General features: G+C 69.8%; 7 protein-coding genes. 2 read left to right on the forward strand and 5 right to left on the reverse strand.

What is annotated here, in order from left to right; genetic code table 11:
* Nucleotides 1-152: 152 nt before the first annotated feature.
* Nucleotides 153-1,943 (forward strand): hypothetical protein, encoded by a 1,791-nt coding sequence (locus WMF36_RS10125; protein WP_437579400.1) that lies wholly within the window; start codon nt 153-155, stop codon nt 1,941-1,943.
* Nucleotides 1,944-2,002: 59 nt separating this feature from the next.
* Here the strand turns inward: WMF36_RS10125 and WMF36_RS10130 are convergent, their stop codons facing one another.
* The 3 genes from WMF36_RS10130 to WMF36_RS10140 all read right to left on the reverse strand — a co-directional run bounded on the left by WMF36_RS10130 (nt 2,003) and on the right by WMF36_RS10140 (nt 7,666).
* Nucleotides 2,003-3,667, reverse strand: a complete 1,665-nt coding sequence (locus WMF36_RS10130) for a response regulator (protein WP_437579401.1) — start codon at nt 3,665-3,667, stop codon at nt 2,003-2,005.
* A gap of 62 nt (nt 3,668-3,729) precedes the next feature.
* The gene (locus tag WMF36_RS10135) at nt 3,730-6,537 is read right to left on the reverse strand and encodes an ATP-binding protein (RefSeq protein ID WP_437579402.1); all 2,808 of its coding nucleotides are present in this window, start codon (nt 6,535-6,537) and stop codon (nt 3,730-3,732) included.
* Nucleotides 6,538-6,649: 112 nt separating this feature from the next.
* Entirely contained in the window at nt 6,650-7,666 is a 1,017-nt protein-coding gene (locus WMF36_RS10140) for an ABC transporter substrate-binding protein (RefSeq protein WP_437579403.1), read from the reverse strand.
* Between the two features lie 501 nt (nt 7,667-8,167).
* Here WMF36_RS10140 and WMF36_RS10145 point away from each other — a divergent pair.
* Nucleotides 8,168-10,972 carry a hypothetical protein gene (locus tag WMF36_RS10145; RefSeq protein ID WP_437579404.1) on the forward strand — a complete coding sequence of 935 codons (2,805 nt, stop codon included), beginning with the start codon at nt 8,168-8,170 and terminating at the stop codon, nt 10,970-10,972.
* Nucleotides 10,973-11,013: 41 nt separating this feature from the next.
* Here WMF36_RS10145 and WMF36_RS10150 read toward each other — a convergent pair whose 3' ends face one another.
* Together WMF36_RS10150 and WMF36_RS10155 are read right to left on the reverse strand one after the other, a co-directional pair.
* Nucleotides 11,014-11,577, reverse strand: coding sequence for a hypothetical protein (locus tag WMF36_RS10150; protein WP_437579405.1), 564 nt, complete (start codon nt 11,575-11,577; stop codon nt 11,014-11,016).
* Between the two features lie 551 nt (nt 11,578-12,128).
* Entirely contained in the window at nt 12,129-12,398 is a 270-nt protein-coding gene (locus WMF36_RS10155) for a hypothetical protein (RefSeq protein ID WP_437579406.1), read from the reverse strand.
* Nucleotides 12,399-12,405 lie beyond the last annotated feature (7 nt).

Below are 12,405 nucleotides of genomic sequence, written 5' to 3' on the forward strand. Positions count from 1 at the left end.
TCGAGCCGAGCGACGACGGCGGCGGGCGTCGGAAGCCGGCGGGCGCGACCGGGCAAGCGCTCCGCGCCTGAGCGGCCGGGTTCCTCGCGGCCCGGCCCTGCCCCGGGTGGCTCTGCCGCGATGCGCGGGGGGCGGCGGTCATCAGAGGCCGTATGGATGCGCAGCGCGCAAAGGCGAGGCACGGCGCCCGCCGCCCGCTCGTGGCGCTGCTCCTCGCAGCGCCGCTACTCTGGATAAGCTGCGGCCGGCCGCCCGCCCGGGTGCCCGTCGCGCGCCGGGTGGAGCCGCGCGTGCGGGCCGTCCTGCAGGCGCACGTCGCTGCGGCGCGCCCGGCGCAGCCGGCCGAGGGATCGGTCCCGCTGCTGCTCGTCGCCGACGCCGCCCCGAGCGCGCCCGCGCCCGCGAAGCGCCCGCCGGGAGCGACGCCGCCGCCGCTGCCGCCGGAGGTCGGCGTGTCGGCCGCCGTGCCGTTCGCGCCGGGCGCGCTGCGTGACGTCCGGCTCATCCGCCTGCGCGACGGGCGCGGCGCGGCGGTCCCGCTCCGCGCGAAGCCGCTCGCTATCTGGCCCCGGGGCCGCTCGATCCGCAGCGCGCTCCTCGTCTTCCGCGCCGCGCTCGCGCCGGGAGAGCGCGCGATCTACACGCTGGACTTCGGCGCTCCTCCACCGGGATCCCCCTCGCAGCGCACCGGCCCGCCGGCCCCCCAGGTCGCCCAGACCCCCCAGGCCGCCCAGCCCTCGCAGGTCCCCCAGGCCGCTCAGCCGACCGCGCTCGACGAGGCGCTCCTGCCGAACCCGGACGGCCCGATCGCCGCGGTGCTGCCGCCCTCGTGGTACGCGGCGAGCCGGGTGTGCGGGCCGCAGCTCCCCGCCATCGACGACCGCCGCTTCCCCGGGTTCGAGAGCGGCATCGAGCGCGCGCTCGCCCGCATGACGCCCGCCTACGACACGTACGGCGTCAGCTGCTCGGGCGCGCATCGCACGTACTACGACGGCCCGCACGCGCTCTATCAGCGCTTCCTCCGGCACGGCGACGCCGCCCGGTACCGGCGCGCGCGCGCCGAGGCCGTCTGGTACCGGCAGCACGAGCTCCGGTTCTCGCCCGACCGCCGGCTCGCGGTCCACGTGTGCGAGAAAGCCGACTGGACCCCGGCGGCGCCCCTCTCATGGCAGGTCCTAAGGCGCATGCTCGGCCAGGGGATGCTCGACGATTACCTGCTCACCGGCGACCCGGCGGCAAAGGAGGCGGTCCTCGCGATGGGCGAGGCGCTCCGGCTGAACCTTGCCGCGCTCACCGGCGGGAAGAAGGAGGACGTGCTGCGCACGACCGAGCGCAACATGGCCTGGGCGATGATGACGCTGTCGAGCTATTACGCCATCGACCCGCGGCCGGAGCTCCTCTCGGCGCTGCGCGGGCTCGCCGATGGCACCGTGGCGTGGCAACAGCAGGGCGCGTCGGGCGCGTTCGAGCACGACCTCCATCGCGCCGACCCGTCGGAGTGCGAGCGCGGCCCGCGCGGCGGCTCGCCGTTCATGACCGCGCTGCTCGTCGACGCGCTCATGGACTACCACGCGCTCACCGGCGACCCGCGGATCCGCGACGTTGTGGCGCGCGCGGCGGGCTGGCTCGCCGAGCGGGCGATCACGTCGGACCGGCGCGCGTTCAGGTACCTGTGGGGCTGCGAGACCGACGCGTACGACGACAGCGGGACCGCCGACCTCAACCTGCTGATCGTGCCCGCGTTCGGCGCCGCCTACGCGCTGACGGGCGATCCGCGGTGGATCGACGTGGGGGACGCGCTGGCCGACGTCGGCGTGAAGGAGATGCGGGCGAAGCAGCCCAAGCACTGGAACCAGGCGATGCGCGCGTTCGGGCGCTACCTCGGGTACCGCGCGGCGCTCGCCGGCCCGGCGATGGCAGGGCCGCTGTCCGCCGGCCGCTGAGCGCGGGCTGCGCGCCGGGCGCAGCCCCACCTGCGCCCTGCGCCCCGGCGGCGGGTCGCTCAATGCCTGTCCTTGCGCAGGGCAGCGACGCCGTTGCGGGCGCCCTCGCCATCGGCTCGCAGGCCCGCCGCGCCGCCGCCGGCCTGCTTCAACGCGTAGCCGATGCCGCTCTTGAGCGTCCCCTTGGTCACGACGGCGCTCAGATCGACGCCCAGGTCGATGAGCGTTTGCGCCAGCTCGGCGCGGATGCCGGTGATCACCGTCTTTGCCCCGAGCAGCCGCAGCGCCGCCGCCGTGCTCATGAGCGTGCCCGCGACCGCCGAGTCGAGCACCGTCACCCCGGTGACATCGATGATGACGACCTGCGCCCGGTTCGCCTGGACTCCGTTCAGCGCCGCCTCGAGCGCCTGCTGCGCCCGCGCGACGTCGATCGTCCCGATGAGCGGCATCACCATGATGTGATCGGTGATCGGGATGAGGGGCGTCGAGAGCTCCGCGAGCCGGGCGTGCTGCGCCTGGATGACCTCCTCCTGGAGCGCGGCGCGCGCCCCCTCGGCCCGCGCGCGCTCCGTGAGCTCCAGCTGCAGGCGCTCGTTCGTCCGGCGGAGCTCCTCCGTCTGGTGCGCGACCTCGGTCTCCAGGCGCTCGTTCGACTCGCGGAGCGCGGACGCCATCTCCGCCAGGTTCGCGTAGAGCAGGGCGTTCTTCACGGCCACCGCCGCCTGGGAGGCCAGGAGCCCGAGCGTCTCCAGCTGCGCCGCGAACAGCGGCTCTCGGCTCGCATCGCCCTCGATGTAGAGGACGCCGATCAGCTCGCCCTGATACATCATGGCCAGGCAGAGGATCGACCTCGGCTCCTTCCCCTCGAGGTACCGCGCGTCGGCGAGGCGAGCCTCGCGGCGCGTGTCCCAGAGGAAGACGGACTCCCGGGTCCTCGCGACCTCTTCCACGAGCGACACGGCGAGATCCGCGTCCGCCTGGAGCGGCGTCGAGAGCCCGAGCCGGACCGTGTCCAGATCCCTCGTGATCAGCGCCTCGATGACCAGCCCGGGCTCGCGCGAGAGGACGAGGACGCACTTCCGCGCGTCGGCGTGCTCCAGGGTGAGGCGCATCAGCTGGTCGAGCAGGTCATCGAGGACGATCTCGCCCGAGACCGCCTGAGCCGCGCGGATGACGGTCGCCATCTGGGCCTGCGCCTGCGTGAGCCCCGCGAGCGCCCGCTCCAGCTCGACGGTGCGCTCGCCGACGCGCCTCTCCAGATCCTGCGTGAGCCGCTGCAACGCCGACTCCGCCGCGAGGCGCTCGTCCACCTGCGCCGCGAGGCTCTTCGTCAGCTTTCTGAGCTTCGTGTGCACCCGGACGCGCGCGAGCAGCTCCTCGTCCAGGAACGGCTTGGCGAGGTAGTCGACGGCCCCGAGGTTCAGGCCCTTCAACCTGTCGGCGGACAGGTCCGTGCTCGCCGTCATGAAGATGACAGGGATCGCGCTCGTGGTCGGGTCGCTCTTCAGCCGGCGGCAGGTCTCGAATCCATCGATCCCTTCCATCTTCACGTCGAGCAGGATGAGATCCGGGAGCCCTTCCTGCGCGAGCCGGAGAGCACGCACGCCGTCCACCGCCACCGCGACCTCGAAGCCTGAGTCCGTCAGGGTATCGGACAAGAGGCCCAGGTTCCTCGGATTGTCGTCAACGATGAGTATCGTCCCGGCTTCACTCGCATCCATCATCCTCTCCTCCAGGACGCCATCGCTCCCATCTCCACGGCCAGAGCGCGAACCTTCCAGCGTCGTCAATTGCGTACGTGCTCCTTGATGAACTCTTCTACCGCGTCCATCCTGAAGTCCCTCATCAGGTGGCGCAGGTGTCTGGAAAACGGCGCGAGCTTCGGATCGGTCCGTTCGAGCTTGTCGAGGTGCTTCTGGACCTGATTGAAGAGCCCTTTGTGCGCGAGCTCGAGCAGGAGCCGAAGCTCCTCGGCGGAGGGGAGGACCTGAGGAGCTCCCTCGCCGGCGGCTTCAGGTGAGCTCGATCCCGGCGGCGCGCCGAACGGACCCTCGCCCGTCGCGCCCGGGTCGCCCTGCTGCTCGTAGATCCACTCCAGCGCGAGGTGCTGCCGGATCTTCTCGAGGAGCTCCTCCAGCTGCAGCGGCTTCGGCAGGAAATCGTCGGCGCCGGCCGCCAGGCTCTTGTGCTGATCGGACAGGTAGACGCTCGCGGACGACGCGAAGATCTTGAGGCCTGCCCGAGCCGGCACCTGCCGGAGGAGACGCATCATTTCCCAGCCGTCGAGCTCCGGCATCGCCAGATCCGTGATGACCAGGTCGAGCTCGAGCTCCGACGCCGCCGCGAGGCCCTCCTTGCCGTCCGTGGCCTCCGACGTCTCGAACCCGACGGACTCCAGCATCTCCACGAGCACCGCGCGGTTCTCCGGCTGGTCGTCGACCACGAGGACCTTCCGCCGCCTGCCCTCGTAGTTGACGATCGTCGCCTTCGACCCGGACGCCGAGGCCTGCGTTCGCCGGGGCGACTCGGCGAGCGTCACATCCATCCAGAAGACGCTGCCCTTGCCGGGCTCGCTCTTCACCTCGATGGAGCTGCCGAGCAGCTTCACGATCCGCTGGCTGATCGCGAGCCCGAGCCCCGTCCCCTCGACGCGGCGCTTGCCGTCGCTCGCCTGCTTGAACGGCAGGAAGATCTGGTCGAGCTGCTCCGGGCTGATACCGGTCCCGGTGTCCTCGATCTCGAAGCGCACCGTGTGAGCCCTGCGCGGCGCGTCGCGGCCCGCGCCGCCGGCGTCCGGCGAGGCGCCTTGCGACGGACGCTCTCCGTCGCCCAGCCGCTTGATCGTGAACGTGACGCTGCCCTTCTCGGTGAACTTCACGGCGTTGCCGAGCAGGTTGATCAGCACCTGCCGCAGCCGCCGCTCGTCGGCGCGCACGTCGGCGGGCAGCTCCGGATCGGGCCTGTAGACGAACGCGATGCCCCTCTCCTCGGCGCGTATGCGGCAGATCTCGGACGTCGAGCGCAGGAGCGAGGGGAGGTGGAAATCGTTCGCATGGACCTCCATCGTCTGCGCCTCGATCTTCGCCAGATCGAGGACGTCGTTGATCAACGTGAGCAGGTGAGAGCCGGATTGATAGATGATGTTGAGCCCGCGCAGCTCCTGCTCGCGCATCCCCTGCGAGCGCCGGAGGATCTGCGCGTAGCCCAGGATCCCGTTGAGCGGCGTCCTGAGCTCGTGGCTCATGTTGGCCAGGAACTCGCTCTTCGCCTTGTTGGCGGCGTCCGCGGCGACCTTCGCCTCCTTGAGCTCGGCCGTGCGCTGCTCGACCCGCTCCTCGAGCGCCTCGAACGACCCCCGGATCTGGCGCGCCATCTGGTTGAAGGCCTCCGCCAGCGTGCCCATCTCGTCGTTCGATCGCACCTCGACCACGGTGTCCAGCTTGCCGCTGGCCAGCTGGGACGCCGCCTGCGCGAGGCGGGTGATGGGGCTCGTCAAGAGCTGCGCCATCACGATGGCGGCCGCCGTCACGATCCCGGCGATCAGCGAGCCGAGGAGCAGCGCGTCGCGCGTCGTCTTGGCCTCGATCGGCTCGAGGAACGACCTCTCGGGCCGCGCGAACGCCACGGTCCAGGGCGGCCTCTTCATGCCCTCGAAGGCGCTCACGCGCGCGAGGGCCACCGCGCTCATGTCGTCGTCCGTCTCGGCCACGCGGGCCCGCAGGAAGCGATACGCCGTCGACGTCGGGTCCTTCTCGAGCTCGAAGCGGCGCAGGCCCTCGTCGAAAGTCTGCACGTTCGTCGACAGCTCCGCGATGGGCTTGTCCGGCAGCCGCCGCTCCGCCTTGAGCCGATCGACAAGGTCCGGCGGGAGGGGCACAAGCGACTTGAACACCCGCTCCGGAGAGCGGCCGTGCGCCAGGCGGATGTGGTGCTCGTCGAGGAGGATCGCGAACGCGTCCGACGCCTCCAGGAGGCGCGTCTGGCTCAGGATGATCCGCTGGACGGCGGACACATTGTAGACGCACCGGAGCACGCCGATGATCTTCTTCTTGTTCGCCGCGTCGCGCACGGCGCTGCTGAAGACGAGCTGGGGCACCTCGCCGGCGAACACGATCGACGAGGCGTACGGCAGGCCCGTATCCATCGCGCGGACGAAGTAGTCCCGCTTGGACTCGTCCTTGTCGATGGGCGTCTGTACCGTGTCGAGGACGTTCTGCCCGTGGTGGTCGAGCAGCGCATAGGAGAGAATGTTGATCGTGTCCTTCCGGATGAGCCCTTGCAGCGTCCTCGACGCGAGCGCGTGCTCCTCGGTCCCGCTCCCCCGGGCCGCGTCGCCCAGGATCAAGTAATTGGTCAGGCCGGGCAGGCGCGCCTCGACGCGGACCGCGTCCAGGTTGCTCTCGATGAAGTCGTCGACGCTCGTCGCGGCCTGCGACGCGGCGGCGGCAAGCGCCTGGTTGGCGTTCTCGGTCAGGATCGTCTCGTTGGTCTGCTTGTTCAGGAGCGTGAGGATCGAGAGCGGCGTGAGCGCGACCGTCAAGAGCGCCACGATCAGCTTCATTCGAAGGGTGATCAGAGGGGTTTGCTGCTTCATTTCGCGGCTCATTGCGTTCGTCGAATCTCCATGGGTCTGCGCTCGGGCGGCTCGGCGCGCTCTCAGGCGCGTGCGCGCTGTCCGCGGCGCGCACGAAGGCGCCTCGCAGCGCTCACTCGCGCGTCGTGGCAGGAGGCAGGAAGGACGAGTCGAAGATCTGGTGGATGTCCGGGCGGCGTCCCAGCTGCCCGTCCTGCACGAGAAACTCCACGTGCTTGTTGACGAGCGGGGCCAGCGACGTGGGATCGTTGCCTGGAGCGAACTTGCGCCGGACCTCTTCCAGCGAGAAGAACTCGTACCCATCCGTGCTGATATCGCCAGCGGGGATCTTCAGGGCTCTCGCGATGATCTCGTTGCCCTCCTGCGGGTGGGCCCGCCAGTACTCCACGGCCTGGAACCAGGCCCGGATGAACGCGCGGATGTCGTCCGGCCGATCGCGCAGCACCGCGCCGCGGAAGATCGTGAAGTCGGCGAATAGCCCGGGCGTCTCCTTGCTCGAGAAGATCGCCCTGGCGCCGGCTTTCGCCGCCTGCGCCGCGTAAGGCTCCCAGGTGTGCCCAGCCTGGATCGTGCCGTTTTGCAGGAACGGGATGACGTCGGTCTCGCTCGTGTTGACCAGCGTCACGTCGTCGATGGCGAGGCCGTTCCTCTCCAGCATCTCGCCGACCAGCATCTCGCCCATGGCGCCGGTCTTGGCCGCGATCTTCTTCCCCTTCAGGTCGGAGATCTTCTCGATCTCCGGCCGCGCCATGATGACGTCGGCGCCCGCCGTCTGCCCGGAGTAGAGGACGACCCGCGCGTCCGGCTCCTTCGCGAGGACGCGCACGACGACCTCCATCGTCCATGGCAGGCCGTCGACCTTCCCCGCGGTGAAATCGGAGATCATGCCGTACAGATCCGGGTTGAACAGGAGCTCGACGTCAACGCCCTGCTGGTCGAAGAAGCCCTTCTCCTCGGCGATCGACAGCGGGAAGTACCCGAGCCAGTAGCCGTGGCTGAAGCGGAGCGGCGTGCGCCTCTCCTCGCCGCGGTCGCTGCGCGACGGCTCGGGCTGGCACGCCGAGACCAGGACACAGGACGCCGCGAAGGTGAGCCAGCCGATGGCGCGTCGCACAGCCGATGTCTTCATGGTCTCTCAGGGATCCTTCTGGCGGCCGTGAGGAGAGCCTGCCGTACGGGCGGCGCTCGGCCGGCCCGTGAGGCGTCGGCAGCAGCATGCGCACGGCTGCGCTTCCTGCGAGCCCACCCTCCATGCGGCGCACCGTACCATGAACCTCGTCGGCGCCGCGATGCTGTACGACCGAACACCGCGCGCCTCGGACCGTACAGACGGTCGGGGCGTGGTCAAAATTGACCATGAAGGCGGGGAGGCGGGAGAAATGATCAATGATCTTCCCGTCTTCCCGTCTTCATGTGAGTTCTTTCTGGGCCAATGTGACCCCTGCCGGGCGCCCGCGGCGACGCTACGGTAGGTATGTCGGCGCGAGTGTACTGAATGTAGCGATTACTGGCGCAGCCGCGGCGCGATATTGCAATTCGGGTGGACCGTGAATAGCCTCGATCCTTCCCACCTTTCATTTTATCGTTGTCTTAATCATCCCGAGGAAACCCTCATTCCCGGAGGTGGCTCATGGTCTCGCCATCCGTTCTGCGCAAACTCCTCTCCCGTCTCGCAACGACTTCCACCCTGCTCGCGTGCCTCGCTGCCGGCAGATCGGCCCAGGCGGCGTCGCCTTACACGCTCTTCGAGAGCGGCCACGTGCGCCCGCTCGCGCTCTCGCCTGACGGAAAGCTGCTCTTCGCCGTCAACACCCCTGACAATCATCTCGAAGTATATCGCGTCAAGAACCATGGTATCGAGCATCGCGCCTCCATCCCCGTCGGCCTCGAGCCGGTGGCCGTGGCGGCGCGCAGCGATACCGAGGTCTGGGTCGTCAACCATCTGTCCGACAGCGTGAGCGTCGTGGAGCTCACGCAGGGCGCGCATGCCGGCCGGGTCGTGCGGACGCTGCTCGTGGGCGACGAGCCGCGCGATATCGTCTTCGCCGGTCCCGGGAAGGGTCGCGCCTTCATCACGGCGGCCCACCGGGGCCAGAACGTGCCGTTCGATCCCCAGCTCACCACCCCAGGCGTGGGCCGGGCGGACGTCTGGGTCTTCAACGCCGGCAACCTCGGCGCGACGCTCACGGGCACGCCGCTCACGATCATCACGCTGTTCAGCGACACCCCGCGGGCGCTGGCGGTGACCCCGGACGGCAGCAAGGTCTACGCGGCGGCCTTCCACTCGGGGAACCGCACAACCGCGATCCACGAGGGCCTGATCCCGAACGGCGGGGAGGCGGCGGGGGGCGTGCCCGGGCCGGCGACCAACGTCGAGGGCATTCCGCACCCGGAGACAGGGCTCATCGTCAAGTGGAACGGCGCCCACTGGGTCGACGAGCTGAACCGGCCCTTCGACGACCTGGTCCGGCTCTCGCTGCCCGACAAGGACGTGTTCGTGATCAACGCGAACGCGAACCCACCCGCGCAGCTGCCCGGCGCCGCGGGGGTCTACACCGGCGTCGGCACCATCCTTTACAACATGGCGGTCAACCCGGTGAGCGGGAAGGTGTACGTATCGAACACCGAGGCCGGGAACGAGAAGCGCTTCGAGGGGCCGGGGATCTTCGCCGGCCAGACCGTCCGAGGTCACCTGCACGAGAGCCGGATCACCGTCCTCGGCCCGGCCGGCAGCGTCACGCCGAGGCACCTCAACAAGCACATCGACTACGATGCGTGCTGCGCGCCGATCCCGAACGCCGAGAACCAGAAGAGCCTCGCCCTGCCGCAGCAGATGGCCGTCACGAGCGACGGCAGCACGCTGTACGTGGCGACGATCGGATCGTCCAAGATCGGGGTCTTCAGCACCGCCGCCCTCGAGAGCAACACCTTCACGCCGAGCACCGCCAGCCAGATCCAGGTGCCCGGCGGCGGCCCGACCGGGCTCCTGCTCGACGAGGCCAAGCGGCGTCTTTATACGATCACGCGCTTCGATAACGCGATCTCGGTCATCAGCACGGTGACGAGGTCCGAGGTCGCGCACGTGCCCATGCATCACCCCGAGCCGCCGAGCGTGGTCGCCGGTCGCCGGTTCCTTTACGACGCGTCGTTCTCGTCCAGCCACGGGGACTCGTCGTGCGCGAGCTGCCACGTGTACGGCGATTTCGACAGCCTGGCCTGGGATCTCGGGAACCCGGACGAGGTGGTCGTCGACATCCCCGGGCCCTTCGAGTCACACCCGCTGGACTTCGGGATCCCCGACACCCACCACCCGATGAAAGGGCCGATGACGACGCAGAGCCTCCGGGGGATGGCGAACCACGGGCCCATGCACTGGCGCGGCGATCGCACCGCGGGCGCCGAGGAGCCGAGCGCCCACCCGGACAGCGGGACGTTCGACGAGGTGGCGGCGTTCAAGAAGTTCCAGGCAGCGTTCCCGGACCTCGTGGGGAGGAGCGAGTTCATCCCCGACGCCGACATGCAGGCGTTCGCCGACTTCATCCTGCAGGTCACTTACCCGCCCAACCCGGTCCGGGCGCTGGAAAACTCGCTCACCCCGGCGCAGCAGGCCGGGCGCGATTTCTTCTTCAACAACGTGTCCGACTTCAGCGAGGAGGGGACCTGCGTCTCCTGCCACGTGCTCGACCCCCACGCGAACGAGGAGCTCGGCGTCGCTGCGCCCGGTTTCTTCGGCGGGGACGGCCGGTATACCTTCGACCTGGAGACGGAGGCCTTCAAGTCGCCGCACTTCCGCAATCTGTACCAGAAGGTCGGCATGTTCGGGATGGCGAACAACGAGCTCTTCCCTGGCAGCGACGATTTCATGGGTGATCAGGTCCGCGGCTTCGGCTTCAACAATGAAGGCGGCGTGCCCACGCTCTTCCGCTTCGTGAGCTCGGCGACCCCCGACATGGGGTTCAACCAGTCTCCGCTCACCCCGGGCGGGTTCCCGCCGGGGCCGGAGGGCGACGTGATGAGGCGCGAGCTGGAGCAGTTCCTGCTCGCGTTCGACAGCAATCTGGCGCCGATCGTGGGACAGCAGGTGACGCTCACCAAGCAGAACGCAGCTGCGGCGGGGCCGCGGATCGATCTCCTGCGCGCGCGGGCCGACGCGGGCGAGTGCGATCTCGTGGTGAAGGGTCTGCACAGCGATGAAGTGGAGGGCTTCCTCTACGTCGGCTCAGGCCTGTTCGTCGGCAACCGGCTCTGCGACCCGCCGATCACCGGGGCCGCGCTGCGGCATCGGGCTTCGCGCAAACGCGGCGAGCTGACCTATACGTGCGCCCCGCCGGGCTCCGGGGAGCGCATCGGCCTCGATCGCGACGGCGACGGCTTCCGCGACGGCGACGAGGCGGACGAGGGCAGCGACCCGGCAGACCCGTCAAGCACGCCCTGACGGGCCGAGGCGCGTCGCGCGCGGAGCGCGGCGCGCCTGCGCTATCCTGCGGGCCGGAGCCGGAACGCGCCGCACTCCGGGTGCTCGATGCGCCCGGCGAAGAGCGAGCCATCGAGCGCGAGGTCTCCCTTCATGCTCACGGTGACGTAGTTGGGAGGGCGCTCGAGCCAGGCGCCGGGCGAGAAGGCCGCGGTCCGCGTCTCGGGGTCGTAGCGGCCGATCATGAGGTACTTTCCCGATGTGCCGGATGCGGCATGATGGAAGTCGAATACGGCCTTGATCCGGTCGTCCTTGACCTGAAGGATCCGGAACGTCATTCCGGTCGTGCCCTGCGGGCAGTCGTAATCGCCGATCCAGGTGCGCGTCCGCTCGAACGGGCTCTCGCCGCGGGGCTCGTCCGGCACCCAGCCGTCGGCGGCCACGGCTGCCGCCGGGGGCGGATCGTGGATGACGATGTAGACCGTCTCGGCGGGGGGCGGCGGCTCCGGCGCGCGCGGGTCGCCCAGGGTAGGGGCGGGGCCGCAGGCCGCGAGCAGGAGGGCAGCACCGGGGGCGCGGCGCAGGGCAGAGCGCCGTCGAGGGGCGGAGGCGTTCGCGGTACCCATGGGCGGGAGGGTACCACAGGGACGCGCGGGGCTCGCGCGCAGACTGGACGAGGATGAGGCGTCCGGTGCTCGGATCGGCACGGGCCGGCGCCCTGTGGATGGCGAACAGGTAAGGGGGGAAGGAGAACCAGGGGTTGGTCTCGCCCGGGACGAACGTGCTCTATCCGTCGCGGCACTCGTCGCCTGCGAAGTGCAGTTTCCCCGGCCTGCCGGTCACGCGGAGCGTCTTGCCCGACGACATCGAGGCGTACCTGAAGACGCGGGCTACCTGCCGGCCCTGTCCGTTGAGACCGGCAAGGGCCTGGAGCGCTCGCTTGCTCGTTGCGGACGCGGCGGCCGAGCCCGGCGGGAGGACGAGCAGCCGGCGGAGCGTCCGTCGATGCCGCCCGAAGAGCCAGCGGCCCCCGTGCCCTCGGTCAGGCGCGCTGGCCGGAGCCGCTGCTACCCCTCACAGCCGGGCGAGCGGTCGGTCTTCGAGCAACACCCCGGGAGCTGAAGCCGAGGACGCCTCGGTTCCGGCTGTGGGCAGACTTGGCGCATCTGCGAGCTGCTCATTCGTCCTCCTTCATTCGCGGCTCGAGGGGCGGATCGAGCGCATCGCCATGGACCCCGCGCAACACGATCGCGGCGTGCTGGGCTCCGTGCTCGACTGCATTGAGAGGATCCATTCCGTATGTGGTGAATGGGCGCCCATCGAGGTCTACAGTGACAGCCCAAGGCCACTCTTTCTCCGGAGGGTTTCGGGTCGGTTCGTGGATCCGAACTAGGATATCGCGCGGCTCGCCGTCGTCGGGGGTCACCCTGAACGTTAGCTCGATCATCACTTAC

It is taken from the genome of Sorangium sp. So ce887, assembly GCF_051521455.1.
Lineage (GTDB): Bacteria > Myxococcota_A > Polyangia > Polyangiales > Polyangiaceae > Sorangium.

Coding starts and splice junctions, on each gene's coding strand:
- WMF36_RS10125 (WP_437579400.1), top strand. CDS start 153: ATGGATGCGCAGCGCGCAAAGGCGAGGCACGGCGCCCGCCGCCCGCTC.
- WMF36_RS10130 (WP_437579401.1), bottom strand. CDS start 3,667: ATGATGGATGCGAGTGAAGCCGGGACGATACTCATCGTTGACGACAAT.
- WMF36_RS10135 (WP_437579402.1), bottom strand. CDS start 6,537: ATGAAGCAGCAAACCCCTCTGATCACCCTTCGAATGAAGCTGATCGTG.
- WMF36_RS10140 (WP_437579403.1), bottom strand. CDS start 7,666: ATGAAGACATCGGCTGTGCGACGCGCCATCGGCTGGCTCACCTTCGCG.
- WMF36_RS10145 (WP_437579404.1), top strand. CDS start 8,168: ATGGTCTCGCCATCCGTTCTGCGCAAACTCCTCTCCCGTCTCGCAACG.
- WMF36_RS10150 (WP_437579405.1), bottom strand. CDS start 11,577: ATGGGTACCGCGAACGCCTCCGCCCCTCGACGGCGCTCTGCCCTGCGC.
- WMF36_RS10155 (WP_437579406.1), bottom strand. CDS start 12,398: ATGATCGAGCTAACGTTCAGGGTGACCCCCGACGACGGCGAGCCGCGC.